We start from the raw sequence: 24,038 nt of genomic DNA, 5'->3' as shown, positions 1-24,038 counted from the left end.
ACACCTTTTTCCGCAGAAAGAATAAAACTTATCCAGCGGATCCGCGCCACATTTCAATATAATTCTTTAATTTCAACAACTTGAACGATTTTAAGAAGCGATTCTTAAATCGGGTTGTCTGATAGGGAGAATGACCTATTCGTGTCGAACTACCGTTACGGTAATTTCATCGCGGTCATGATACAGGTGTCTGGCCCGAAGGTTAAATGCAATTTTCGCCTGTGTCATTCTTTGCGTTAATAACGTGAGCGCATCAACAACCGTGTCGTACCTTTTTTTCATCGGCAATTTCAGATTGAATATTGCGTGGTCGGCAAGCTGCTTTACCAGCCAGTCGCCCATTAGCCGGGCCACCCGGTCAGGTTGTTCAATCATGTCGCAAACCAGTAAGTCTACGCGGCCATATTCAGGACGATAGGTAAATCCATCCTCGGCAAAATGCCCAACCAGTCCGGTTTTCATTAAACTATCAGCTATTAGCCCGTTATCCACGGCCTCTACGTACATTTCCCGCTGCACCAACTGATATGTCCATCCGCCCGGGCATGCGCCCAGATCCACAGCACGACCACCTGCACGCAGCACCTGCTCACGCTGATGCGCATCCAGCATGGTCACAATGGCTTCTTCCAGTTTGAGTGTCGAGCGGCTCGGTGCGTCACTCGGAAACTTTAACCGGTGAATGCCCATTGGGGCGGGATTGCGACTCTGCGGCAGGCTGTAGCCAATTTTGCAGGTATCGAAGTCAGTGAAAAATACGTGGATGAACGGCTTGTTATCCGACTCCTTCTTAGTCAGAAGTCCGGCGCCGCGAAGCGCCTGACGTAAGGGCACCACAAATTTACGACAAAACTTTGCCAGCTGTTTGCCATCCTCTGTATCGGCATATTCTACCAGCACATTGCCTGACATCCCGATGATTTCTTTGATATCGCGCACCGTTTCCAGAATCGGCGTGATGCGGTCCTGCTTATCCAACGCGTCATGAGTCTGCGTGACGGCAATTAACTGACGAGGGAAAATGGTATCTGCGACCGCAAGCGTGTTGGCCAGTGTGTGAAGATCCTCTTGCTGATAAAGCGGAAAACTGACGTAGCCGGAATCAGACTGCAACACCGGATAACCATAAGCCCCTCGTTGCGCTGTCGCTGCGGTAAGCTCAGCGGCGGTGTCATTCTCATAGCCTGCACGGCAATAAGCCAGTAATTCAGCCATGATGTTCACCTGCACCGCTATACTTATAAACTCCGACTACCAGCATGATCCACCCCACCATGAAGGCCACGCCTCCCAAGGGAGTAACCGGGCCAAACCATTTGCTGCCAGTGAAAATCAGTAAATACAGGCTGCCACTGAACAGCACGATGCCAACGCCAAATGCAATGGCAGCTCGCCGCAACCAGGGGCGTGCCACAACGTTGGTTAATACTGGCAGTACCAGCATAGCCAGCCCGTGGTACATCTGATAGCGCACGGCAATCTCAAAGGTATTGAGCTCACTGGCTGATAATACGCCTTTAAGGCCATGCGCCCCAAAAGCGCCAAGCATAACGGCAGTTAGCGCGCTGAACGCCGCTACTACAACCACAGTTTGCATTAATGACTCCGCTTTTTAATAAATGCCTGCGCAATATTACAGGCTTGCTCAATGTGATGCTCGTAAGTAAAGCCACTTTTTTTCCGTGGTTTGAGACTGTGATCGCCATCTTCGAGTATGTGGCATTTCACCTGTACGCCAAGATCATAGCCCTGAATATCCTCTTTGGTACCGAAGGTGTCACGTTCTCCCTGAATGATGCAAATGGGCGTGGTTATTGCGCCGAGATGATCCGTGCGGGTTTTCTCTGGTTTTCCCGGTGGGTGAAAAGGATAGCCAAAAACCACCACGCCTTGTATTTCCAGCTCATCGGCAATGAGTGTTGCCATGCGCCCGCCCATCGACTTTCCACCAATAAACGTCGGTAAGGCCGGGTGGGTGTCGTCAACATGTTGTTTTAATGCTTTAAAATGAGACTGTAACTTTTCCGCTTTGTCTGGCGGACGCTTTTTCCCTGTTGCCGTTATCGTCTGCATATACGGAAAGTCAAACAATACCACTTCAATGTGCGCTGCCGATAGCCGGTGCGCCACATCCTGCATGAAGTCAGATTGCTTGCCGGCACCTGCACCGTGACCCAGTATCAATCTGGCTATCGGTGCGTCGGACTTAATAATGTCGATATCAAACATCATCCTGCTCCTCTTCTACCAGTTTTAAGATCCATTCCCGGAAAGCGGCAATTTTACCCAGTTCCGCCTGCGCTTCATCACAAACCAGGTAAAATGCATCCCGGCTTTCTACCCTTTCTTCGAATGGCATTATTAGTCGGCCTGCGTCTAACTCAGGTCTCGCCAGAATTGTGTTTCCAAGCGCGATGCCCTGACCCAGTGCTGCAGCCTGAAGTACCAGCATAGAATGGCTGAACACAGGACCCTGATTTACGTTGACACCAGCAACGCCCACTTGTTTCAACCAGTTTTTCCAGGCTGCACGACTGGAGTCGTGAAGCAATACGTGGTGGCGTAAATCAGAAAGCTGCATTAACGGCTTTGGCCCGTTAAACAGCATAGGCGAACATAACGGTGTCAGAAACTCAGTATGTAACTTGTCGGCCTGAAGTCCGCTCCATCTTCCTTTGCCATAATAAATACCCACATCCACATCATCATCAAGAAACCCTTCGTCAAAATCGACAGCTTTGATCCGCACATCAATATCCGGTTGCTCCAGGCTGAACTTAGAAATTCGCGGTACCAGCCACTGACTGGCAAAACTGGGCGGCATCGCGACCGTAATCGCCCCCTTGCTGCCTTTTGCCAGCAACCTTTCTGTGGCTTCCTGCAAGTTCTTGAAAATGTCCTTTAGCTCAAGAAAATACGCCTGCCCTTCTTCCGTCAACAGCAGCGTCCGGTTACGCCGGATGAATAATTTCATGGATAAGAAATCTTCCAGGGCTTTGATCTGATGACTGACCGCCGCCTGCGTCACAAACAGCTCATCTGCGGCGCGAGTAAAACTTAAATGACGAGCCGCAGCTTCAAAGGCTTTAAGGGCATTTAGAGGAGGTAATCTGCGATGCATACTCAGGTTATTTCCCAGCGTGACAGTTAAGTGACAAAATCATTAGTTATTCTAATGCAAGTGACATACTTTTACTCGTTTTATTTTCACTACAACAGTGTTTATTATTTGCACGCATTAAAAAATCAGGTTTTCAAAACATACACTTACAAAGTATGAGTTGTTAACACTATTAACAAATGCGATACGAAATTTAAATTAATTATATTAGGTGTGAAAATGAGAAAATTACTTTTATCCAGCGTGTCTGTAATGGCGTTTGCCACTGCTGCGACCCAGGCCGCTGTCCAACCTCAGGAGCTGCCCGCTGCTGAGCTTGTAAAATCTGCGCAGCTAGCGATTTCATTACACGATATTATGCCTGCTAATCAGGCTGCAATACTGGTACGTGAACAAGCTGTCACCACCCTTGCCGAAGAAACTCAGCTCCGACTGGCTAAAGGCCTGTTTGCCATGAATGAGAAGAAAGCGAGTGAAGCCCGTAAGGAGCGCAGCGAGTAACATCTTCTCACACCTGATACGAATACTGGCGGCTCCCGCCGCCAGTATCCGCCATCAATCTGTTACTGATTGCTGGTATCCAGAGGGTCAAAGCCTTTCACCAGGTCATCCAGTGCTTTCATTTGTGCCAGATACGGCTCCAGCTTAGAGAGCGGTAACGCACAAGGTCCATCACATTTTGCTTCATCCGGATTCGGATGTGCCTCAATAAACAACCCGGCCAGTCCCAGCGCCATGCCACTGCGTGCAAGTTGCGCCGCCTGAGCGCGTCTGCCGTCAGCTGAAGTCGCTCTGCCACCAGGCATCTGCAGTGCATGTGTTGCGTCAAAAATTACCGGTGCATACGCTTTCATAGCGTCCATACCTAGCATATCGACAACCAGATTGTTGTACCCAAAGCAGCTGCCACGTTCACACAAAATAACGTTTTCGTTACCGGCCTCGGCCAGCTTACCCATAATATGACGCATTTCATGCGGCGCCAGAAACTGTGGTTTCTTTACATTAATCACCGCACCGGTTTGCGCCATTGCCACAACCAAATCGGTCTGACGCGCGAGAAATGCCGGAAGCTGAATGACATCAACCACTTCGGCAACAGGCGCAGCCTGGTAAGGCTCGTGCACATCGGTGATCACCGGTATGTTAAACGTGGATTTGATTTCTTCAAAAATAGCCAGTCCCTTTTCCATGCCCGGACCTCTATACGACGAAACCGAAGAACGATTCGCTTTATCGAACGACGCTTTAAAAACATAAGGAATACCCAGCTTTTGTGTCACTTCCACATAATGCTCTGCAATGCGCATCGCAAGATCGCGGGATTCTAAGACGTTCATGCCGCCAAAAAGAACAAAGGGATTATCGTTGGCTACGCTAATGTCGCCAACCTGAATAGCGTGAGTAGAAACAGTCATACAGTAATAAATACTCTTAAATCAGAAAAACAGGGGTTGTTTGGTAACCGCAACTTTTGCGGTTGCCGCCAGCACGCCCAGCGCCAGCAGAAACGTGATCCAACGTACGGGGACTGTTTTTGCCTTTTTCAGCGCAACCAAACCCAGCACAATGTAGGCGATAACACCGATAAGCTTAAAAGTAAGCCATGTCTGGGCAAAAGGATATTGCGACAGAAGCACGCACAACCACACCGCACTGGCTAACAGAATGGTATCGACAACGTGCGGAACAATTTTCAGCCATTTCCGCTGCAGCGCCGCCGGGTCCATTTGTACCCAGATAAATCTCAGAATAAACAGCAAAATGCTCAACGCAACTGCCGTAAGGTGCAGGTGTTTAGCCATCATATACATCGGTAATTCCTTATTGTATTTTTGTTTTATTCTTGGTCAGGGTTAGCGCGCTGGATCTCGATAAACGCATCGATATTTTTAGTCACAATGTCCACCAGCCGAGGCTCGAAATGCCCACCCCGTTCCTTTTTCAGGGTTTCAATTATTTTTTCTATCGGCCATGCAGGTTTATACGGTCGTTTGTTGTAAAGCGCATCGAACACATCAACCAACGTCGCAATGCGGCTCTCAATACGCACCTGGTCCTTTTTAAGCCCATCCGGATACCCCTTGCCATCCCATCGTTCGTGATGCTGGCGGGCAAGTGTCGCAGCCAGTTGAATGGTTGGCTGGGTTGAATCTTTGAGGATCTGGTAACCAAACTCGGCATGTTGACGAATGGCGTATTTTTCGTCTTCCGTTAGCGGCCCGGTTTTTTCCAGGATCTGTGCAGGAACGCGCGTGTTGCCTACATCGTGAAGAGGCACCGCAAGGCGCAGCAATGTCCTTTCACTCTCGCTTAGTCCGAGTTCTACTGCAAGCAGGTCAGCCATTTTCACCATGCGCAGAATGTGCTGACTATTGGGGCTGTCACACTCCATGGCTTTACCTAGCCGCTCGATAATTTCGCGCTGCGTGGCCTCTATCTCACTGGTCATCAGCACATTTTCAAAGGCTATCTGCACGTTGTCAGAAAACAGTTTCACCAATCGCTTGTCAGTGTCACCAATCCGGCGGGGTAACCCAGACATGTACAGCAACGATCCTTTACGGGACTTACTGTCGCAATACGCTACAACGTGATCTTCAGCATAAACGATAGTCTTCTCCTGTAATGCCTTACGACACAACGCGTATTCTTCAGGAGTCACAGCTTCCCGAAGTGGGACCCCCTCTTTACCCGCATACTCGCCATTACCGGCAAACACGAACAACTCTTCCGGATCATGTTTATTGATGGGCTTAGGTATCGCTACGGTTGACGTAATATAAGCGGCATCTTGCGAGCAACCCAAAATAGAAGACAATTGCTGAATAATGCCCTGCATGAATTTCTCTAAGGAGCGCGTGGAGAACATGTCTGCCGAAGCATCAATGATCTTCTCAAGACCTTTGCGGTTTTCTTCAATGACGATGATATCTCGATAGGAGCGCAAAGCAGCGATAATCACTGTGAACAGCTTTTGTGCTGTCAGTTCGGTCTTCGACTTGTAGTCGTTGATGTCGTAATTGATGATGACATCTTTTTCCGGCGCCTGACCAGGTTGGCCGGTGCGCAATATGATGCGGGTGAAATGGTTATCCAGATCATTGCGCACGTAATCAGCCACTTTCAGCCCGGCATCGTCGGTTTCCATAACCACATCCAGCAACACCACGGCAATATCGCCATGTTCGCGAAACAGCTTTTTCGCTTCTTCGCCACTGTATGCACTGATGAAATCCAGCGTTTTTCCATTAAGCACAAAATCACTGAGGGCCAGCTTGGTGACAGCATGAACTTCCGGTTCGTCATCGACAACCAGAATTTTCCACGCGCCAAGTTGCTCAGACGGTTCTTCTTCTTCGTCGTCGGCGAACAACAAGTCGTCATTCATATGCGTGATCCTTTGTTACCGCATTAGCTCAACAGTGATAGTACTGTATAAGGGATTATTCGCAAGTCTGCAGACGCCCAACCGACACTCTGTCGTGTCCGGCGAGATCCACAATGGTTTGCGTTTGTGCAAAACCATGACGTTGCAAAAGGGCTCTGACAGCCTCGCCCTGGGTGTATCCGTGTTCAATCAGCAACCAGCCGCCAGCGGATAAAAAACCTGGCGCCTGGGCAACGATGATTCGGATATCATCCAGTCCATCGACACCGGAAGTAAGCGCACTGTGGGGCTCAAAACGCACATCGCCTTTTTGTAGCCACCGGCTTTGCTGCTCTACATAAGGTGGATTCGTCACTATCATTTCGAAGCGACCGTGAAGGTTGTCAAACCACGAAGACTGCACAAAAGAGGCATTCGTAATGCCGTTATCTGACGCATTGCAGGTCGCCAGCGTCACTGCCTCTTCAAGCAAATCACAGCCGAGTACGTCACAATCGGGACGTTCGCTGGCAATAGCAAGTGCAATCGCGCCGGTGCCAGTGCCCAGATCGCAGACGCGCTGGCTACCAGAGGAAAGCCGTGATAGTGCGGCTTCTACCAACACTTCGGTGTCAGGCCGTGGGATCAGTGTAGAAGGTGACGTTCGCAGCGTCAGGCTCCAGAATTCGCGATACCCCAGAATGTAGGCGACAGGTTCGCCTTTACTACGGCGCTCAACGACGCGCTGAAACGTCGCCCATTGCTCATCTGACAGGTGTTTATCTGGCCAGGTGTAAAGCCATGTCTGGCTTTGCTCAGTTGCTGATGCGAGCAGCACTCTGGCAGCAACTGCGGCGTCATCCTGCGTCGCTAACCGTTTCTGTGCCCAGGCCAGCGCTTCACTTACCGTCAGAGACACAATTATACTTCAGACAACGAAGCCAGCAGATCTGCCTGATGTTCCTGCAGAATAGGTTCCATTAGCTGTTTCAAATCGCCTTCAATCACCTCATCGAGCCGATAGATTGTCAGGTTGATACGATGGTCAGTCACCCTGCCCTGTGGGAAGTTATAAGTGCGAATGCGCTCTGAGCGATCGCCACTTCCCACCAGACTTTTTCGGGTAGAGGCTTCTTCGGCTGCACGCTTTTCTTCTTCAATCTGATTAAGGCGTGCCTGCAGTACTGACATCGCTTTCGCGCGGTTTTTATGTTGCGAACGTTCGTCCTGGCATTCAACGACCAGACCAGTAGGTATGTGAGTAATACGAATGGCAGAGTCCGTTTTGTTAACGTGCTGACCGCCGGCACCGGATGCGCGGAAGGTATCAATACGCAAGTCTGCGGGGTTTATTTCAATCGCTTCCGACTCTGGAACTTCCGGCAGCACCGCCACGGTGCAGGCCGACGTATGAATACGCCCCTGCGACTCGGTTTCCGGAACACGTTGAACGCGATGACCGCCCGATTCAAATTTCAAAATGCCATAGACGCCATCGCCGGTTATATTTGCGATAACTTCTTTGAAGCCACCGTGCTCGCCCTCATTGGCGCTTATCAATTCGACGCGCCAGCCGCGGGTTTCAGCATACCGGCTGTACATACGAAATAAGTCGCCAGCAAAAATCGCCGCTTCATCACCACCAGCGCCAGCACGAATTTCCAAAAAGCAGTTGTGATCATCGTTGGGATCTTTGGGCAGCAACAGTAATTGCAATTCGGTTTCCAGCCGCTCGATTTCTGACTTGGCGTCTTTGATTTCTTCCTGCGCCATTTCGCGCATTTCGGCGTCGTCTTCGTTCAGCATCTCCTGCGCCGATTCCAGATTTGCCAGCGCCTGCTTATAGCGGTTAAAACCACCAACCACATCTTCCAGCTGACTGAATTCTTTAGACAGATTACGAAACTTGTCCTGGTTACCAATAATGTCAGGATCGCCGAGCAGTGCCTGGACTTCTTCAAAACGCTCTACGAGGTTTTCGAGTTTTGTGACGACCGAGTCTTTCATTCTTTTAATTAACCTTCTTTAGTGTCGCTGCCAGTGCTAAGCGAGAGGTGCTCGGCCAGCCACTGTGTCAGCGCGGTATTATCTTCTGCTGCTGCCTTTCGCAGCGCTTTTGTTGGCGCGTGCATCAGCGCATTCGTCAACTTGTAAGCAAGCTCGTGAACAACCTCTTCTGCCGGTTTCCCCTCGGCCAGCTGATTGCGCGCCTTTTCTGCCAGCTCATCACGCTGGCTCATGCCGCGTTCACGGTATTGCTTCACTAAATCGATAGATTGCTGAGCCTGCTTCCAGTTCAGAAAGTCGACAACCTGCAGCGCGATTAGTTTTTCGGCTTCCTGTGCCGCCTGCTCGCGGCTGGCCATGTTCTGCTCAACAATATGTTGTAAATCATCTACGGTATAAAGGTAGGCATCACCCAGCTCATTCACCTGTTCTTCAATATCACGGGGAACCGCCAGGTCCACCAGAAACATGGGCGTATTGCGGCGCTGCCTGAGGGCATCTTCTACCATGCCCTTACCTATTAACGGTAGCTGACTGGCAGTGGAACTGATAACAATGTCAAACTCTTTTAAATGTGATGGCAATTGCGAAAGCGTTAATACGTCTGCACCCAGTTGCGAGGCCAGCGTTTCAGCGCGGGCCACTGTTCGGTTAGCCACCGCCAGCCGCTTTACTCCCTGCTCTTTCAGGTGCTGCGCCACCAGTTCGATGGTTTCACCAGCCCCTACCAGCAGTACCGAGCGTTTAGGAAGTTCGGCAAATATATGTTTGGCCAGTTGCACCGCAGCGTAGGCGACAGAAACCGCATTGGCACCAATATCAGTTTCGCTGCGCACACGCTTGGCGACAGAGAAGGTATGCTGGAATAATCGCTCGAACTCCGCGCTTACCATGCCGGAATGCCGGGCATCGCCAAAGGCTTGTTTGATTTGCCCAAGAATTTGCGGCTCGCCCAGGATCAGCGAATCGAGACCGCTGGCAACCCGCATAATATGCTTTACCGCCTCTTCATGCTCGAAGGTATAGCTGTTATTGGCAATTTCATCTTTCACCACGTGGTGAAAGTCGGCTAACCACGACAACAGACAAGGCGGGTTGTCTTTATCTACATTCACGTAGAGTTCAGTGCGGTTACAGGTGGACACAATGACTGATTCTTCAATGCCATTCAAAGACTTCAGCGATGCCAACGCCGCAACCAGCGAATCGGGCGTAAAAGCCACTTTTTCGCGAAGTGCAACTGGCGCTGTTTTATGGTTAATCCCGAAGGCGAGTAAGGTCATTAAGTTTTGTGCTGGCAACGTCGGAGCGGCATTGTACGAAAAACCCAAAATGATTGAAAGTGCTGGTGAATCTGTGTTCCTATAAAGCCTACGCATTATTGATATCAGACCCTGCCCGTTCATGCTCTCACGCTTTCTGTTTTTATTTATCCTCTCCAGCCTGATGCTGGGCTGTGCCACCCGGCCACAAGGCCCTGAAGGTAATGTGGATTTACCCACACAGGTAGAAAAACTTCGTAGCATTACCTCGTGGAATATCAAAGGTAAAATGGCGTTACGTGAGAATGGTGAGGCAGTCAGCGCCACCCTGCGCTGGTCTGTAGACGACAATGCGCTGGCATTTCGTCTCACCAATTTTTTAGGTGTTACGCTGGTTGACATGCAGTCAGAGGGCCAAGTAGTGACACTGGAGGCCGACGGTGAAACCTATACCGACACCGACGCCTCGCGGCTGATTTATCGGGTCACCGGCTGGGATATCCCGCTGGATAAACTGTTAAACTGGGTAAAAGGTGTGCCCGGCGAGAGAGACACCTATACCCTTACCGAGAACGGCTTGCTCGATACCTTAACGCCAAACTGCTTTCGCTGTCGTCAATGGCAGGTACGTTATGGCGCTTATCAGAACGTAGATGGTGTCTGGTTGCCCGGTGCGCTGACACTGAACCAGAAAGACACAGAAAACTTTATTAAAATTCGAATCAACACATGGCAAACACAGTAACTTCCCCTGACTGGTGGCCCAGTCCAGCCAAACTGAACCTGTTTTTACATATTCTCGGTAAACAGGCAAATGGCTATCATCAGTTGCAATCTTTGTTTCAGATGCTGGATCACGGCGACAGACTGGCATTCGACATCACAAGCGATAACGCTGTAAGCATGCGCGATCCGCTACCTGGCGTGCCCGATAGTGACAACCTTATCATTCGTGCCGCCAACATGTTAAAGCCGCATGCAAAGAGTGAATCGGCCGGCGCCGTCATTACCCTTGAAAAAGTACTGCCCATGGGCGGTGGAATTGGCGGCGGTTCCTCCAACGCCGCCACAACACTGGTTGCCCTGAATCACTTGTGGAATTGCGGGCTGAGTGACGGTGAACTGGCAGATCTTGGGCTAAAACTGGGTGCTGATGTGCCAATTTTTGTTTACGGTGAAACAGCGTTTGCGCAAGGCGTCGGCGAAGATATTACACCCTGTGGGCAACCCGAGAACTGGTATCTGGTAGTGAACCCAGGTATTCATATCAGTACTGCTGAGGTCTTCAGCGCACCTGAACTGCCCCGCGACACCCCTGCTATGAACTGGGATGATTACCAATACGAGCAAACCCGCAACGATTGTCAGGAAATTGTCTGTAATCGCTATCCCGAAGTTGCAAAATTATTACAGTGGTTGGTACACTACGCACCGTCGCGGATGACGGGCACAGGCGCATGTGTTTTCGCTACCTTTACCGACCAAAATTTAGCCAGACAGGTACAGGCAATGCTACCCGCTCCATGGCAAAGTTTTGTGGCTAAAGGTGTGAATCAGTCGCCACTAAAACAAAAACTACAAGAAGTGAACGCCACATCGGACACGAAGTAAATTATTGGGGTATAGCCAAGTTGGTAAGGCAGCGGGTTTTGATCCCGCCATTCGTAGGTTCGAGTCCTGCTACCCCAGCCACCTCTTTTATCAATGCACTGAGGAAACACTTGTGCCAGATATGAAGCTCTTTGCAGGTAACGCCGTACCAGAACTTGCCCAGAAAGTCGCCGATCGCCTCTACACCAAACTTGGAAACGCCAGCGTCGGTCGCTTCAGTGACGGTGAAATCAGCGTCGAAATTCATGAAAACGTCCGTGGTTCGGACGTTTTTATTATCCAGTCCACATGCGCACCTACTAACGACAATCTGATGGAGCTGATTGTGATGATCGACGCTCTGCGTCGTGCATCGGCAGGTCGAATTACTGCGGTAATTCCTTATTTTGGCTACGCCCGTCAGGACAGACGTGTACGCTCAGCGCGTGTTCCCATTACCGCGAAAGTCGTCGCTGACTTTCTGTCTAACGTTGGTGTTGACCGCGTACTGACCATCGATTTGCACGCCGAACAGATTCAGGGCTTCTTTGATGTGCCGGTAGATAACGCCTTCGGTACGCCTATCCTTCTGGCTGACATGGTTCGCCGTGATTTCGCAGACCCGGTTGTGGTATCGCCAGATATTGGCGGTGTGGTTCGTGCCCGTGCAACGGCAAAGCTGCTGAACGATGCTGACCTAGCCATCATCGATAAGCGTCGTCCGAAAGCCAATGTGGCCCAGGTGATGAATATCATTGGTGATGTTAAAGATCGCGACTGTATTATCGTGGATGACATGATTGATACCGGCGGTACGCTGGCAAAAGCGGCAGAAGCATTAAAAGCCCATGGCGCACGTAATGTGTATGCCTACGCTACCCATGCGATTTTTTCCGGTAACGCGGTGAATAACCTGAAAGAATCCATGATTGATGAAATTATCGTAACCGACTCGATTCCGCTTAGCGCGGAAATGAAAGGCACCGGTAAAGTGAAGCAGCTTACCCTGTCTGAAATGCTGGCAGAGACCATTCGACGCATCAGCAACGAAGAGTCCATTTCGGCGATGTTTGAATATTAATCGTATCTATATAAAGTAAAGAATCCACCTTCTAAAGAAGGTGGCTTTGCGTTAACCCCCTTGAAGGGGGCCTTTTAGTCAAGGGCGAGTTGAGCTTGCTCTTGCCTCTCTACCTTCTCCTGGTGACGGACATACCGTCTTATAATTTCTTCGTTTACTCCCACGGAATCAACAAAGTAACCTCGCTGCCAGAAGTGGTTTCCCCACATTTTATTCTTTCTCAAATGTGGATATTTGCTGAATAGCTTAAGTGCTATTTTTCCTTTCAGAGCTCCCATCAAATTTGATATCGATAGCTTTGGAGGAATTTTTACAACCAGATGAACATGATCTATCTGTACATTCAACTCCATTACTATGCAATCGAGTTGCTGACAATAGACGTGAATACACCTGTAAACATCTTTGCCTAATTTATTCTTCAATATCCTAAACCGATACTTCGGCGTCCAAACTATGTGATATTGACATCGCCAAAACACATGCGATGCTTGCTCATATCTACTCATGTTAATTTCCTTTTTGACTTCGCTAAAAATCAAAAGGAGATTTAACATGGGTAGATATACGGGCAAAGCCCTACCACGAATGATAACCACCTACTGAAGTAGGTGGTTTAGGGCTGAAAACAAAAGGCAGCATTTTTGCTGCCTTTTTTATTAGCAATAAAAGTGCACTGTCGTTCACACCTGCCTCTTTCCTTTGGGCAATATATTTGTAATAACGTTGCCGTTTGCCGCCGCCTGATTTTTTACGATAATAGAAAAATGCAATTTCGACTCAGTGGGACGTCGCAAACATAAATGTACATGTTAACGTAGCGTCATAAATTGGTATTACCCGTTCAAAGTACTGTATGCTAACCAAGCAATTACCTCAGGGTAAGCCTAAGTAAAGGGATCACTATGAAGTACAATATTTTGCCAGTTTTACTGGCAGCATTCGCACTTAGCGCATGCGGTGAAGATGACCAAGCCGACTCAGCCCCAACCGCTCTGCAGCCAGAGTCAGGTGCCGTTGAAACCACCGAAATAAAGGAGGAAAAGGCGATGGAGAAAAGTCAGTCAATTACCGGCAGTATCGTTTACAAGGATATGGAAGGCGGCTTTTACGCTCTGGTTACCGAGAGCGGCGAACACTACACCCTGCAAGGGCTGGACAAAAAATATCACCAGAATGGTCTGGTAGTGAAAGTTACCGGGCAACCTATGCCTGATGTCATGACAATCACCATGTTCGGTACCGTGTTTAAGGTTGCTGATGTAGAGATTATCAGTGATGCGATGGTAAAACCGATCAATCCGACCCACTAACGTTTTTTCTGCTTGCGGGGGAGCGGTAAGTATCGCCCTCCGCACTTTTCAGGAAGCCTGATCATGTCGTTTTTACCACTTCGCCCGGCTTTTCTTTGTCTGGCAGTGTTTTTCATTGTGTCCGGATGTAGCTCGGTCCCCGAGCGCTCGCGGCCTCAGGACGTCGGTTTTACCGAGGTAGGTGAAGCGTCTTTTTACGCGATGTCCTACCAGTTTAGTACCACTGCCAGTGGTGAGCGATACAATCACCTGTCCAGTACCGCAGCCCACCGCACACTGCCTTTTGGTACCAAAGTAAAAGTGACTAATCTGGCAAACAATAAAAGTACAACCGTGAAAATTAATGACCGTGGCCCCTTTGTACAGGGACGTATTATCGATTTATCCCGCTCGGCATTCAGTGATATTGCCGATACCGATGCGGGTATTATTAAGGTTCGTATTACCGTTTTACCATAGCGAATAAGTGATGAGTGGCAGGTGATAAAAAACGTGACGGTTCACCTGCCTTAAAAAGCTACATGCGCATAGACTCGGGTAATGCCGATTCAATGACATTGCCATCCTGCTTGTATAGTTTGCCGCCTTTCATCACGAAATCGACATCCTGAAGCAGGTTGATATAGCGCAGCACATCACCGTGCACACCGATAATATCCGCGGTTTTTCCCTTACTCACAGTACCGAACTTATCCTGCACGCCCATCATAACCGCAGGCCAGTAGGTGGCAGCACGGATAGTGTCCATTGGCGTCATTCCCATTTCATCTACCCAAACGGCAAGCTCATTCCAGGTGCTCTGGCAATGAAACTTCATGGGGATACCGCTATCAGTGCCAACCAAAAGGACGACACCGGCATCTTTTAATTGTTGAAACTTACGCTTCAGCGTGGGCTTGCGAAGCGGTGTTAACTGGGTATATTCCAGTTGCCCCGGCGCCTGTATTGAACCTTTAATATCTTCAATGGTGTCGTCTTTCAAACCACGGTGCCAACAGGTGGCATCCAGCTTTTCCGGATTGGCTACGGTTTTATCGTAATTCCACAGCCCTTCAATCGTTGGTGTCCAGTAAAGCGGGCCACCGGCAACACGTCCGGTTGCGGTGCGCTCTTTCAGCTTTTCCACTACGTCAGCGGGAAATTCCGGTGCGGTCGTAAGGCCAGTATGCTCGAAGTTGTCAATGCCAATCTCCAGACCGACTCTGATTTCATTCGGGCGATGCGAATGGCCCACCACAATCAAGTCTCGCTTGTGCGCCTGCTCAACGACTTTCTTTGCCACGTTAAGCGGCATTTTGTCGTGGTCGATCAATTTAATAATATCTACGCCTGCATCAGCGAGCTGATTTACCTTATTTACTGCCTCACGCTCTGTTTTTACCCCCCAGCGAAAATTCTCGGTGCCCGGATACGCTTCCGCCTGCAGGAATGGCCCTGAAATATAAACATTAGGACCCGGTAACGTCCCTTCTTCAATAGCTTGTTTTAGCTCTACCGATTCTTTTAATGGAGCCCCTAGATCGCGGGTACTGGTAATGCCAGCAAGCAATAGCTGAACGGCGCTGGAAGGCATGATTTCATCTCCCAGTCTGTCCACATATGCCACATCCCAGTGTTTGTAATCAGCGTGGCCGTTTAACATCAAGTGGGCGTGGTTTTCCCACAAGCCTGGCAAGAGATCCATCCCCTCGGTACTGACTACCGTGTAATCATCAGGCACAGCTAACGCGCCCTGCGTTCCTACTTCCTGGATAACGCCATCCTCAATCAGAATGACACTGTCTGCGATAGGCTGATGACCAAAGCCATCTATCAGTCGGCCACCGACCAGCGCGGTTTTCTCTGCAACAGCAGACGTCGATAAGACCAACAGGCTCATCGACAATAGCGTGCGTAGTTTCATAGTTACTCCCTGGGGCTGACGACAGATAGCCGACGTTGTCGTTTACGCTGACGTACAGCCTGTACATTATTGTTATCGTGGTATGCAATCGCGCATACGCCATTTCACTATACTGTGTGGTGACAATTTATACAGGAACCGTCCGATAAATACCGGAGTTACTCCGACAAATGACATTCCGTTGGGGACTGAGTAAAAGCCAGCAAATGGCGTTTGTATCTTGCGTTAGGTGGTGGTAGAATTCGCCGCCCTTGAAATTCGGGGTCGCTGTTTTTGCCGATTGCAATACAGTGTAAGAGTGGATTTTTGGTCGCGAAGATTCACAGTGTTTAACTTTTTAACTTTTTGGAGACAGCAATGGCTGGATCAATTTATCTTTTGGATGCCACTGTCCGTACTGACATGGGGAAAGGTGCGAGCCGCCGCCTGCGTCGTGAAGACAAAGTACCTGGTATCCTGTACGGTGGCGACGAAGCCCCGGTAGCACTGACTTTTGATCACAACAAGATCAACAACTCTGCAGATTACGAAGCATTCTACTCACACGTTCTTACTCTGAACATTGAAGGTAAGAAAGTAGAAGCGCTGGTAAAAGACATGCAGCGTCACCCGTTCAAGCCGAAAATCACTCACATTGATTTTCAGCGTGTAATCGCGGGCGAAGAGCTACACACTAACGTACCTCTGCACTTCATCAACGAAGACAAGTGTGCAGCCGTTAAGAATGACGGTGGTATCGCTGAGCACCACGTAAACGAAATCGAAATCACGTGTCTGCCTAAAGATCTTCCTGAGTACATCGAAGTAGACATGGCTGGCGTGGAAATGGGTCAAACCGTTCACCTGTCAGACATCACTCTGCCTGCAGGTATCACTTCTGTAGAACTGGCGAAAGAAGACGAGACTCACGACCTGGCGGTTGTGACTGTTAAGCCTGCGCCGAAGACGCCTGTAATCGATGCAGAAGAAGCAGAAGCAGCGGCAGCGAAAGCTGAGAAAGAAGCTGAAGAAGCGAAGAAAGAAGAAGGCGACAAGGAATAATCAGCTTGGCTGATATCCGCCTTATCGTGGGCCTGGGTAATCCGGGCCCCGAATATGACCCCACCCGACACAATGCCGGTGAATGGTATCTTAACCAACTAGCCGACGCCTATAACACCCCGCTAAAACCTGAAAGCAAATTCTTTGGTAAAACAGCGCGCATTACTATCGCTGGCCAGGATGTCCGTTTGCTTTATCCAACAACGTTCATGAATAAAAGTGGTCAGGCTGTTGCGGCCATGGCAAACTTTTATCGTATTGAACCAGAACAGATGCTGGTTGCATTCGATGAGTTGGATTTACCGCCGGGTGTCGCCAAATTCAAACTGGGCGGAAGTTCCAGTCAGAATGGCGTAAGGGATATTGTGTCGAAACTGGGCAACAACAAGAATTTTCTGCGCTTGCGCATTGGCATCGGACACCCGGGCCATAAGAGCAAAGTGACGGGGCATGTTTTAGGCAAGCCCTCCCCGTCGGAAAAACAGGCCATGGAAGACGCGATTGACGAAGCGGTCAGATGCACCGAAATCCTGTTTAAAAACGATCTCAAGCAAGCACAAAACCGGCTGCACGCTTTTAAAGCCGAGGCCTGATTCCACCAAACAGCGTACAAGGTTTCATCATCATGGGTTTTAAATGTGGTATTGTCGGCCTGCCGAATGTCGGTAAATCGACGCTTTTTAATGCACTTACCAAAGCTGGCATCGAAGCGGCAAACTTCCCTTTCTGTACTATCGAGCCCAATACAGGTGTGGTACCGGTTCCGGATTTGCGCCTGGACAAACTGGCGGCCATTGTTAAGCCCCAGCGTGTAATACCCACCACCATGGAATTTGTGGACATTGCCGGTCTGGTTGAAGGCGCATCCAAAGGTGAAGGCCTGGGTAACAAGTTTTTGGCTAATATCCGCGAAACTGACGCCATTGGTCATGTCGTTCGCTGCTTCGACAATGACAACATCGTGCACGTTGCCGGCAAAGTCAGCCCGGAGGACGATATCGACGTTATCAATACCGAACTGGCGCTGGCCGATTTAGAGACCACTGAGAAAGCCCTTATCCGCGTGGGTAAGCGCGCTAAAGGCGGCGACTCAGAAGCTAAGTTTGAATTAAAAGTACTGGAAAAGATCAAACCGCACCTGGACGAAGGTCTGTTGCTGCGTTCTTTGGCGTTGAGCAAAGAAGAGCTTGCTGCGATTAGCTACATGAACATGCTGACGCTGAAGCCAACTATGTATATTGCCAACGTGAACGAAGACGGTTTTGAAAATAATCCGTATCTGGATAAGGTCAGAGCCATTGCAGAGGGCGAAGACGCCGTCGTGGTTGCGGTTTGTGCCGCGATCGAATCAGAAATTGCGGAACTTGATGACGATGAGCGTGATGAGTTCATGCAGGACATGGGCTTAGAAGAGCCTGGACTTAACCGCGTAATACGTGCCGGTTACAACCTGCTGACTCTGCAAACCTATTTTACTGCTGGTGTAAAAGAAGTTCGTGCCTGGACCTTCCCAGAAGGCTCTACTGCGCCGCAGGCGGCCGGTAAGATCCACACTGATTTCGAAAAAGGCTTCATCCGTGCTGAGATCGTCAGCTATGACGACTACATCCAGTACAACGGTGAATCCGGTGCGAAGGATGCCGGTAAATGGCGCCTGGAAGGCAAAGAATACATCGTGAAAGACGGTGACGTGATTCACTTCCGTTTTAACGTGTAAGCGCCACTTACTATATTTAAAGGCCCTGCAAGGTATCACCTGCAGGGCCTTTTTATTTCCAAGTAAGCAGGACCCAGCTCCGGTTTCCACACATTCACGTCACATTAACATCCAGCCGACGAGGTTGCCTTTACACAGGCAAAAATGGGAAACGGGGATATGACTATGGTGATTGGACCATATCAAATGCCTTTGCGTGTAAGGACAAGATGCGCCAGAATAAAATTCATACCGACACAACAAAGGTACTGTTATGCTGCGTATGTTGTTCAATTATTTACAGAGACGCCGTAACCAACGCCTGCGGGCACGCGTTACCCTAGCGGTTGCACAAGGTGACAATGTCGTAGATCTCGTCCCAAAACTCGAAGAAAAAAGAGACGAAACCGCGAAATACAATGTGGTTAACCTCACTTCCTGCGGGTTATTAAAGAAGCGAAAAGATTTTTCATACCGTTCTACCCCACATTTTTAATTTTTTAAGGTAAAAAAACGTGAAGTACATGGTTTACCTGGTCACAGGATTGTTGTCGTTATTTATGTCTTTGCCAGCTTTTTCGAACGATTTCGACACTACTTACTGGTTTACCCCCGAAGCTAAAAATCTGGTTTATCTGAAGACGCACACCGGTGAAGTGGTAATACTGCTTTCAGGAGACACTGCGCCCACCCACAAAGAACGCTTTAGTGATTTGGTGGAAGAAGGTTTCTATGATGGCAAATATTTTTATCGCGTTATTGAAGGCTTCGTAGCACAAGGTGGCAGTAATGAAGAGAATCAGCCCTTTGCACTCGCCTCGCCGCTGAAAGCAGAGTTTCATCGCTCCCCTATCCCGAAAAAAACTGTCGTCGTCGAACCCGAGGCGCCCCATGCTCCTGCTACCGGGTATCTCAATGCAATGCCGGTGGGTATCGACAAAAACAATAATCAGATATGGCACACACACTGTCCTGGTACGGTCGCGTTTGCCCGGGACGTAGACAAAAATACCGCTACCACAGAGTTTTACGTGGTTATCGGACAAGCGCCACGGCATCTGGACAAGAATATGTCAGTGATTGGACGTGTGCTTCTGGGACTGGAGCATCTTCAGCGTTTACCCCGGGGAGCGCGTGAAAAAGGGGGTATCATCAATGCGCCTGATACGCCAAGTCGCATCATTTCTGTACGGTTAGGCACCCAGCTGCCTGCGGAAAAGCAACGCACTTTCCGTATTCAGACCGCCACTCATCCCGATTATCAGCAAAAGCTGGCAAATGCCCGCAATCTGGATAACCCGTTTTTTCATGACAAGTCGCTCACACCACGGACAATTGACGTTTGTTATTACCAGACAAGTGTCGAGGAAATCACAGCGAAGTAGTGCTGAAACTGGTTAATTGCACAACAATTAGTGCGCTTTTTAGCCCTTACGGGTTAGATATTAGGCACTTAAATAAATGTGTAAAAAAAGGGGTTGACGGTACGAACTCATATCCGCATAATACGCGCCACTTCCTGAGAGGGAAGGAAAACAACGGAGGCTACGTAGCTCAGCTGGTTAGAGCACATCACTCATAATGATGGGGTCGCAAGTTCGAATCTCGCCGTAGCCACCATTTCACACTAACCCAGTTAATGGGTTTTTTATTGTGTGAAAGCCAAGGCGGAAGTGGTGGAATTGGTAGACACGCTGGATTTAGGTTCCAGTGCTTCACGGCGTGAGAGTTCAAGTCTCTCCTTCCGCACCACCGTTGGGGTATAGCCAAGTTGGTAAGGCAGCGGGTTTTGATCCCGCCATTCGTAGGTTCGAGTCCTGCTACCCCAGCCATTTTTCCAAGTAATTGCGCACTCTGCGCAGTTGCCTCTTGGGGTATAGCCAAGTTGGTAAGGCAGCGGGTTTTGATCCCGCCATTCGTAGGTTCGAGTCCTGCTACCCCAGCCATATTGAAAAAACCGGTCAATGACCGGTTTTTTTGTGTCTGCATTCTGCGCATTTCTCGCTTTCTGATTAATCTCTCATTTGCTGCCCGTATTAACGTGCCTATCTACGGCTACGAAAATGACCAAAGACAACCCAGCGCAGGGAAACCCTGCCATTTCATTCACTAATCTCCTTTCACACCGGTCCGCTCTGTGTGATGCTGACTACCCGGTGCGTTAAAATTCCGCCTGGCACGGCAGGATAGACTTCCATACGGCTAAACACGTGCTATGATAGCGTCCAGCCAATAGGTTAAAAACAACGATAAAAGGAAATACCGTGGTTAACGATTTTGTCTCAGCGGTCAATAATGTGTTGTGGGGCGATGGGCAAGTACTCATTGTAATGCTGCTTGTTTGCGGTGTGTGGTTCACGGTGAAGCTGAAAGGAGTGCAACTGCGCCATTTCACGCACATGTTCGCACTCATGAAGAACAGTAACACCGCAACCCGCGAAGGTATCAGTTCATTTCAGGCACTATGTACCAGCCTGTCTGCCCGTGTGGGCACCGGCAACCTCGCGGGGGTTGCCGTGGCGATTTCTCTGGGTGGTGCCGGCGCGATTTTCTGGATGTGGATGATTGCCCTGCTCGGTATGGCCACCGGTTTTGCAGAAAGCGTGCTCGGTCAGCTTTATAAGGTGAAAGATGAAAACGGCGAGTTTCGTGGCGGGCCTGCGTACTATATCAAACAAGGCCTGAACAAAACCTGGCTGGCAGTAGCATTCTCACTGTGTTTGTTTTTCGGCTATGGCTTTGTGTTTAGCGCGGTGCAGGCGAATACTATTACCGATGCATTAAATAATGCTTATCAGATTCCAGATACCTGGTCAGGGATCGCCATTATTGTGCTTGCAGCACTGATTGTTGTAGGTGGCCTGCGCGGGATTGCACGCTTTGCTGAATATGTAGTGCCTTTTATGGGTATTGGTTATGTGCTGGTAGCACTAGCCATTACGTTTATGAACATCGATGCGGTACCTGCGATGCTATGGGACATCATCAGCAAAGCCTTTGGTTTACAAGAGGCGGGGGCAGGCGCTTTAGGCGCGGCGATTAAAAACGGTATTCAGCGCGGTTTGTATTCCAATGAGGCAGGGTCAGGCTCGGTGCCACACGCAGCAGCCAGTGCCGCGCCAAACCCAAACCACCCGGTGTCTCAGGGATATATACAGATGCTTGGTGTGTTTTTAGATACCATGATTTTATGTACCGCCACTGCCTTTATTATCCTGCTGGCAGGCGGTACAGCCTCTGAAAAAATGGAAGGCATTCGTCTGACACAATCCGCAATGAGTGAACATCTGGGTGAAGGAGGCACCGATTTTGTCGCTGCTGCCATTTGCTTATTTGCGTTTACCTCTGTGGTAGCAAACTACGCCTACGGCGAGAGTAATCTGCACATGTTTAAGCTGGATAATCGTCCTGGCCGTGCAGCATATACCATCGGGTATCTGGGTATGATTTTCTGGGGTGCTCAGGCGGCCCTACCAGAGGTGTGGGCTATGGCAGATATGGCATTAGGGCTGATGACCGTGATTAATATAACCGCCATCGTCTGGCTGACTCCCACCATTGTGTCTATCAGTAAGGACTATTTCGCCAAACACGACAAGGGCGAGCGGCCTGAGTACAAAACCGGAGATTGTGAAATTCAGGGTAAGTCAGAAGACGGTATCTGGTAGGCGGGAAAAATAAAACCGTACCAGAACATCGTATTTCATGGACGGCCCTACCCCGATGCTACAGCCAACATATCAGCAGGCTTTAGTCAGATAGCCTGCAAGAGATAAAAAAGCGTGCCCTGGCACGCTTTTTTGTATTCTAATTACGTTGAACGGACACACTATTGTCGTCCTGCTACAGAAAAACGCAGAAACGAGGCGTACAGCCGATATGGCAGACGGCGAACTGACTTCAGCGGCGAATTATTCTTTATCCGCCTGTTACCTGTTTTATTTACCCTTATTTACCCTTGCAGCATTAATCTTATCAATTGGGCAACCAGCAGGATCCCCATCAGCGGCCAGATCCACTTGGCCCATTTTGCCGCGTCCTCGTTACTGATACGCATTTTCGAGCGCTCAATCAGCGGCACGACAATAAACAGCGCGCCAAACAGGACTGCCAATAGTATTAAAACTTCCATTGATTTAACCCCAGAGCATACTTTAGTACTTCCCGTTTAGCCGGTTTTACTTTATCAGCCACGGTGAGTAATTGATTTCGTATCCATTTAAGTGGGCCCGAATTGTTACTAAACAAGAGGTAGAAACTGTCCATACCCGCCATCATCAGCGCATTGTCCCGTTGTCTCGGCTTTTCATATTTCGTTTTAAGTGCACGATAAAATGCCAGTTGGCTGATGTCGGGGCCACTCGCTGTCAGCGCGAGTAACGACTCGATGTCCCGAAACCCAAGATTGACTCCCTGCCCTGCCAGCGGATTAATGGTATGCGCGGCATCGCCCACTAACACCACCGAGGGCGTAACATACGCACTGGCGTGGGAACGGGTTAATGGAAACGCCGCTTTATCCTGTATGGTAAAGTCGTTGTCACCGGCGATCAGTCGATCAGGAAAAGCGGCAAGGACACGGGCTTTTAGAGCGTCATTCGACAACCCTTTTAGCTCAGCAACGGTTTTGGCATCGTCATACCAGATAAGCGATGCAAAATTATCATACATGGGCAGGTATGCCCGAGGGCCAGTAGGATAAAAACGTTGCCAGGTGACGGGCGCTGCGGTTTGGTGCATTTTTACTGTTATTCCCAGTGCCTGTTGCTCGTACTGCCAGCCGCTACTGCCAATATCGGCAGCCTTTCTTACCGCTGAACGCGCGCCATCAGCACCGACTACCCACTGCGCCTCAATGTTGGTCCCGTCAGCTAAGGTCAGCGTGCTGGCATCCCCCGCGTTGAAATCAAAGCTTGCCACCGGGCTTTGGGTAAACCAGGTCACGTTATCGAAATCCTTAAGTGCCTCATAGCAACCAAGTTGTAAAATACGATTTTCAACAAAATAACCTAACTGGGGTAAGTTCACAGACTCAGCAGAGAACGTGGTTTCGTTGCCTTCTTCTTCCCACACAGCCAGACCGGTGTAAGGTCTTACCCGCATCGCGTTAATGTGTTTCCATGCCCCCAGGGCCCGCAGTATAACCACCGAGTGTTCACTGATAGCAGAGACCCGCAAATCCGGTCCAGAGTTTGGATCAAATGGCGTCGGCACTGCAGTCTCAACCAGCGCGACGTTATAGCCTTGCTGCGCCAGCCCTAATGCCAGCGAGGCCCCCACCATACCGCCGCCGTTAATACAAAAATCGTACATGACATCTCCTATTCCTTAACGGCATTATGACCCAAACGTTTGCGCGCCGCCATGATGCAGCGCAATGTGACTACGTTACGTTGTGTAAATTTGAATTCTGTGGCTGACAGCAGCCAAAACTGACCGCAGCAGGGCACAGTCTATCCATTTAGCGCATTCCCGGGTGCACGCGAAAGCGTACAGCCAGAAGCAGATTTAGCCTCTCTGCCTCTGTGCAAAACGCTTTAAAACGGGTAAAATGTGCGGCTATTTTGAACATCCACCAGCCATCTTCGGAATTCGCACAGTCAGGTGCCCCGCCGGGCTTCTCAACATGAAGTCAGAGTAAGGCTAAAACGCTG

25 protein-coding genes and 5 tRNA genes are annotated in these 24,038 nt (G+C 49.5%); 16 read left to right on the top strand and 14 right to left on the bottom strand.

The genetic code is table 11. The features are described 5' to 3' along the window. Positions 1-135: 135 nt before the first annotated feature. The 4 genes from rlmM to ACLBLI_RS07755 are packed head-to-tail and all read right to left on the bottom strand — an operon-like array spanning position 136 to position 3,121. Positions 136-1,215 (bottom strand): 23S rRNA (cytidine(2498)-2'-O)-methyltransferase RlmM, encoded by a 1,080-nt coding sequence (rlmM, locus tag ACLBLI_RS07770; protein WP_414830522.1) that lies wholly within the window; start codon positions 1,213-1,215, stop codon positions 136-138. Beyond that, on the bottom strand, positions 1,208-1,597 hold the full coding sequence (locus tag ACLBLI_RS07765) for a DUF423 domain-containing protein (RefSeq protein WP_414830521.1): 390 nt from the start codon (positions 1,595-1,597) through the stop codon (positions 1,208-1,210). The genes rlmM and ACLBLI_RS07765 overlap by 8 nt, the downstream gene beginning before the upstream one ends. Next, positions 1,597-2,229: an alpha/beta family hydrolase gene (locus ACLBLI_RS07760; RefSeq protein WP_414830935.1), complete on the bottom strand. Its 633-nt coding sequence runs from the start codon at positions 2,227-2,229 to the stop codon at positions 1,597-1,599. The genes ACLBLI_RS07765 and ACLBLI_RS07760 overlap by 1 nt, the downstream gene beginning before the upstream one ends. Further along, complete coding sequence (locus tag ACLBLI_RS07755; RefSeq protein WP_414830520.1) at positions 2,222-3,121, bottom strand: transcriptional regulator GcvA; 900 nt, start codon at positions 3,119-3,121, stop codon at positions 2,222-2,224. Before ACLBLI_RS07755 ends, ACLBLI_RS07760 begins: the two co-directional genes overlap by 8 nt. A gap of 219 nt (positions 3,122-3,340) precedes the next feature. Here ACLBLI_RS07755 and ACLBLI_RS07750 point away from each other — a divergent pair, with 219 nt between their 5' ends. Then, positions 3,341-3,622 (top strand): hypothetical protein, encoded by a 282-nt coding sequence (locus ACLBLI_RS07750; protein WP_414830519.1) that lies wholly within the window; start codon positions 3,341-3,343, stop codon positions 3,620-3,622. A gap of 62 nt (positions 3,623-3,684) precedes the next feature. On the opposite strand, the gene kdsA is transcribed toward ACLBLI_RS07750, so the two are convergent. The 6 genes from kdsA to hemA are packed head-to-tail and all read right to left on the bottom strand — an operon-like array spanning position 3,685 to position 9,781. After that, complete coding sequence (gene kdsA / locus ACLBLI_RS07745; RefSeq protein ID WP_414830518.1) at positions 3,685-4,539, bottom strand: 3-deoxy-8-phosphooctulonate synthase; 855 nt, start codon at positions 4,537-4,539, stop codon at positions 3,685-3,687. Positions 4,540-4,560: 21 nt separating this feature from the next. Further along, on the bottom strand, positions 4,561-4,935 hold the full coding sequence (locus ACLBLI_RS07740; RefSeq protein ID WP_414830517.1) for a SirB2 family protein: 375 nt from the start codon (positions 4,933-4,935) through the stop codon (positions 4,561-4,563). A gap of 26 nt (positions 4,936-4,961) precedes the next feature. Next, positions 4,962-6,512, bottom strand: a complete 1,551-nt coding sequence (locus ACLBLI_RS07735) for a DUF3369 domain-containing protein (protein ID WP_414830516.1) — start codon at positions 6,510-6,512, stop codon at positions 4,962-4,964. Positions 6,513-6,567: 55 nt separating this feature from the next. Continuing rightward, a complete protein-coding gene (gene prmC, locus ACLBLI_RS07730; RefSeq protein WP_414830934.1) occupies positions 6,568-7,404 on the bottom strand; it encodes a peptide chain release factor N(5)-glutamine methyltransferase in 837 nt (278 codons plus the stop codon). Positions 7,405-7,412: 8 nt separating this feature from the next. Beyond that, the gene (gene prfA, locus ACLBLI_RS07725; protein ID WP_414830515.1) at positions 7,413-8,498 is read right to left on the bottom strand and encodes a peptide chain release factor 1; all 1,086 of its coding nucleotides are present in this window, start codon (positions 8,496-8,498) and stop codon (positions 7,413-7,415) included. An 8-nt stretch (positions 8,499-8,506) separates the two neighbouring features. Next, positions 8,507-9,781: a glutamyl-tRNA reductase gene (gene hemA / locus ACLBLI_RS07720; RefSeq protein ID WP_414830514.1), complete on the bottom strand. Its 1,275-nt coding sequence runs from the start codon at positions 9,779-9,781 to the stop codon at positions 8,507-8,509. 121 nt (positions 9,782-9,902) lie between these two features. Between hemA and lolB the strand changes: the two genes are divergently transcribed. The 4 genes from lolB (at position 9,903) to ACLBLI_RS07700 (ending at position 12,431) form a co-directional block, all read left to right on the top strand. Continuing rightward, positions 9,903-10,505 (top strand): lipoprotein insertase outer membrane protein LolB, encoded by a 603-nt coding sequence (lolB, locus tag ACLBLI_RS07715; RefSeq protein ID WP_414830513.1) that lies wholly within the window; start codon positions 9,903-9,905, stop codon positions 10,503-10,505. Next, the gene (gene ispE / locus ACLBLI_RS07710) at positions 10,490-11,371 is read left to right on the top strand and encodes a 4-(cytidine 5'-diphospho)-2-C-methyl-D-erythritol kinase (protein WP_414830512.1); all 882 of its coding nucleotides are present in this window, start codon (positions 10,490-10,492) and stop codon (positions 11,369-11,371) included. The genes lolB and ispE overlap by 16 nt, the downstream gene beginning before the upstream one ends. Before the next feature lie 5 nt (positions 11,372-11,376). Next, positions 11,377-11,452 (top strand) — tRNA-Gln (locus ACLBLI_RS07705). A gap of 40 nt (positions 11,453-11,492) precedes the next feature. Then, positions 11,493-12,431 carry a ribose-phosphate pyrophosphokinase gene (locus ACLBLI_RS07700; protein WP_414830933.1) on the top strand — a complete coding sequence of 313 codons (939 nt, stop codon included), beginning with the start codon at positions 11,493-11,495 and terminating at the stop codon, positions 12,429-12,431. Positions 12,432-12,505: 74 nt separating this feature from the next. Here the strand turns inward: ACLBLI_RS07700 and tnpA are convergent, their stop codons facing one another. Further along, positions 12,506-12,940: an IS200/IS605 family transposase gene (tnpA, locus tag ACLBLI_RS07695; RefSeq protein WP_414830511.1), complete on the bottom strand. Its 435-nt coding sequence runs from the start codon at positions 12,938-12,940 to the stop codon at positions 12,506-12,508. Positions 12,941-13,336: 396 nt separating this feature from the next. On the opposite strand from tnpA, the gene ACLBLI_RS07690 reads away from it, so the two are divergent. Next, positions 13,337-13,744: a hypothetical protein gene (locus tag ACLBLI_RS07690; protein ID WP_414830510.1), complete on the top strand. Its 408-nt coding sequence runs from the start codon at positions 13,337-13,339 to the stop codon at positions 13,742-13,744. Positions 13,745-13,807: 63 nt separating this feature from the next. Then, on the top strand, positions 13,808-14,203 hold the full coding sequence (locus tag ACLBLI_RS07685) for a septal ring lytic transglycosylase RlpA family protein (protein ID WP_414830509.1): 396 nt from the start codon (positions 13,808-13,810) through the stop codon (positions 14,201-14,203). 58 nt (positions 14,204-14,261) lie between these two features. Here the strand turns inward: ACLBLI_RS07685 and ACLBLI_RS07680 are convergent, their stop codons facing one another. Then, complete coding sequence (locus ACLBLI_RS07680; RefSeq protein ID WP_414830508.1) at positions 14,262-15,647, bottom strand: amidohydrolase family protein; 1,386 nt, start codon at positions 15,645-15,647, stop codon at positions 14,262-14,264. Between the two features lie 357 nt (positions 15,648-16,004). Between ACLBLI_RS07680 and ACLBLI_RS07675 the strand changes: the two genes are divergently transcribed. The 9 genes from ACLBLI_RS07675 (at position 16,005) to ACLBLI_RS07635 (ending at position 22,052) form a co-directional block, all read left to right on the top strand. Beyond that, the gene (locus ACLBLI_RS07675; RefSeq protein WP_414830507.1) at positions 16,005-16,688 is read left to right on the top strand and encodes a 50S ribosomal protein L25/general stress protein Ctc; all 684 of its coding nucleotides are present in this window, start codon (positions 16,005-16,007) and stop codon (positions 16,686-16,688) included. A gap of 5 nt (positions 16,689-16,693) precedes the next feature. Beyond that, complete coding sequence (gene pth / locus ACLBLI_RS07670; protein WP_414830506.1) at positions 16,694-17,281, top strand: aminoacyl-tRNA hydrolase; 588 nt, start codon at positions 16,694-16,696, stop codon at positions 17,279-17,281. Between the two features lie 32 nt (positions 17,282-17,313). Beyond that, positions 17,314-18,405: a redox-regulated ATPase YchF gene (gene ychF / locus ACLBLI_RS07665; protein ID WP_414830505.1), complete on the top strand. Its 1,092-nt coding sequence runs from the start codon at positions 17,314-17,316 to the stop codon at positions 18,403-18,405. Positions 18,406-18,908: 503 nt separating this feature from the next. Further along, a complete protein-coding gene (locus tag ACLBLI_RS07660; protein ID WP_414830932.1) occupies positions 18,909-19,769 on the top strand; it encodes a peptidylprolyl isomerase in 861 nt (286 codons plus the stop codon). 158 nt (positions 19,770-19,927) lie between these two features. Beyond that, positions 19,928-20,004 (top strand) — tRNA-Met (locus ACLBLI_RS07655). 47 nt (positions 20,005-20,051) lie between these two features. After that, a tRNA-Leu gene (locus ACLBLI_RS07650) sits at positions 20,052-20,136 on the top strand. A 4-nt stretch (positions 20,137-20,140) separates the two neighbouring features. Further along, positions 20,141-20,216, top strand: a tRNA-Gln gene (locus ACLBLI_RS07645). 38 nt (positions 20,217-20,254) lie between these two features. Further along, a tRNA-Gln gene (locus ACLBLI_RS07640) sits at positions 20,255-20,330 on the top strand. A gap of 318 nt (positions 20,331-20,648) precedes the next feature. Next, a complete protein-coding gene (locus tag ACLBLI_RS07635; RefSeq protein WP_414830504.1) occupies positions 20,649-22,052 on the top strand; it encodes an alanine/glycine:cation symporter family protein in 1,404 nt (467 codons plus the stop codon). Between the two features lie 284 nt (positions 22,053-22,336). Here ACLBLI_RS07635 and ACLBLI_RS07630 read toward each other — a convergent pair whose 3' ends face one another. Further along, entirely contained in the window at positions 22,337-22,516 is a 180-nt protein-coding gene (locus ACLBLI_RS07630; RefSeq protein ID WP_218309412.1) for a hypothetical protein, read from the bottom strand. Beyond that, positions 22,504-23,697, bottom strand: coding sequence for an FAD-dependent monooxygenase (locus tag ACLBLI_RS07625; RefSeq protein ID WP_414830503.1), 1,194 nt, complete (start codon positions 23,695-23,697; stop codon positions 22,504-22,506). The genes ACLBLI_RS07630 and ACLBLI_RS07625 overlap by 13 nt, the downstream gene beginning before the upstream one ends. Positions 23,698-24,038 lie beyond the last annotated feature (341 nt).

It is taken from the genome of Alteromonas sp. H39 (genome assembly GCF_047556435.1).
In the GTDB taxonomy this organism is placed as follows: domain Bacteria; phylum Pseudomonadota; class Gammaproteobacteria; order Enterobacterales; family Alteromonadaceae; genus Alteromonas.
The sequence above is the reverse complement of the archived record's forward strand: the minus strand, read 5'-3'. Positions and strand labels throughout refer to the sequence as shown.

Excerpts from the sequence above, each read along its gene's own strand:
- rlmM (WP_414830522.1), bottom strand. The coding sequence starts at position 1,215 with ATGGCTGAATTACTGGCTTATTGCCGTGCAGGCTATGAGAATGACACC.
- ACLBLI_RS07765 (WP_414830521.1), bottom strand. The coding sequence starts at position 1,597 with ATGCAAACTGTGGTTGTAGTAGCGGCGTTCAGCGCGCTAACTGCCGTT.
- ACLBLI_RS07760 (WP_414830935.1), bottom strand. The coding sequence starts at position 2,229 with ATGTTTGATATCGACATTATTAAGTCCGACGCACCGATAGCCAGATTG.
- ACLBLI_RS07755 (WP_414830520.1), bottom strand. The coding sequence starts at position 3,121 with ATGCATCGCAGATTACCTCCTCTAAATGCCCTTAAAGCCTTTGAAGCT.
- ACLBLI_RS07750 (WP_414830519.1), top strand. The coding sequence starts at position 3,341 with ATGAGAAAATTACTTTTATCCAGCGTGTCTGTAATGGCGTTTGCCACT.
- kdsA (WP_414830518.1), bottom strand. The coding sequence starts at position 4,539 with ATGACTGTTTCTACTCACGCTATTCAGGTTGGCGACATTAGCGTAGCC.
- ACLBLI_RS07740 (WP_414830517.1), bottom strand. The coding sequence starts at position 4,935 with ATGTATATGATGGCTAAACACCTGCACCTTACGGCAGTTGCGTTGAGC.
- ACLBLI_RS07735 (WP_414830516.1), bottom strand. The coding sequence starts at position 6,512 with ATGAATGACGACTTGTTGTTCGCCGACGACGAAGAAGAAGAACCGTCT.
- prfA (WP_414830515.1), bottom strand. The coding sequence starts at position 8,498 with ATGAAAGACTCGGTCGTCACAAAACTCGAAAACCTCGTAGAGCGTTTT.
- hemA (WP_414830514.1), bottom strand. The coding sequence starts at position 9,781 with ATGACCTTACTCGCCTTCGGGATTAACCATAAAACAGCGCCAGTTGCA.
- lolB (WP_414830513.1), top strand. The coding sequence starts at position 9,903 with ATGCTCTCACGCTTTCTGTTTTTATTTATCCTCTCCAGCCTGATGCTG.
- ispE (WP_414830512.1), top strand. The coding sequence starts at position 10,490 with ATGGCAAACACAGTAACTTCCCCTGACTGGTGGCCCAGTCCAGCCAAA.
- ACLBLI_RS07700 (WP_414830933.1), top strand. The coding sequence starts at position 11,493 with ATGAAGCTCTTTGCAGGTAACGCCGTACCAGAACTTGCCCAGAAAGTC.
- tnpA (WP_414830511.1), bottom strand. The coding sequence starts at position 12,940 with ATGAGTAGATATGAGCAAGCATCGCATGTGTTTTGGCGATGTCAATAT.
- ACLBLI_RS07690 (WP_414830510.1), top strand. The coding sequence starts at position 13,337 with ATGAAGTACAATATTTTGCCAGTTTTACTGGCAGCATTCGCACTTAGC.
- ACLBLI_RS07685 (WP_414830509.1), top strand. The coding sequence starts at position 13,808 with ATGTCGTTTTTACCACTTCGCCCGGCTTTTCTTTGTCTGGCAGTGTTT.
- ACLBLI_RS07680 (WP_414830508.1), bottom strand. The coding sequence starts at position 15,647 with ATGAAACTACGCACGCTATTGTCGATGAGCCTGTTGGTCTTATCGACG.
- ACLBLI_RS07675 (WP_414830507.1), top strand. The coding sequence starts at position 16,005 with ATGGCTGGATCAATTTATCTTTTGGATGCCACTGTCCGTACTGACATG.
- ychF (WP_414830505.1), top strand. The coding sequence starts at position 17,314 with ATGGGTTTTAAATGTGGTATTGTCGGCCTGCCGAATGTCGGTAAATCG.
- ACLBLI_RS07660 (WP_414830932.1), top strand. The coding sequence starts at position 18,909 with ATGGTTTACCTGGTCACAGGATTGTTGTCGTTATTTATGTCTTTGCCA.
- ACLBLI_RS07630 (WP_218309412.1), bottom strand. The coding sequence starts at position 22,516 with ATGGAAGTTTTAATACTATTGGCAGTCCTGTTTGGCGCGCTGTTTATT.
- ACLBLI_RS07625 (WP_414830503.1), bottom strand. The coding sequence starts at position 23,697 with ATGTACGATTTTTGTATTAACGGCGGCGGTATGGTGGGGGCCTCGCTG.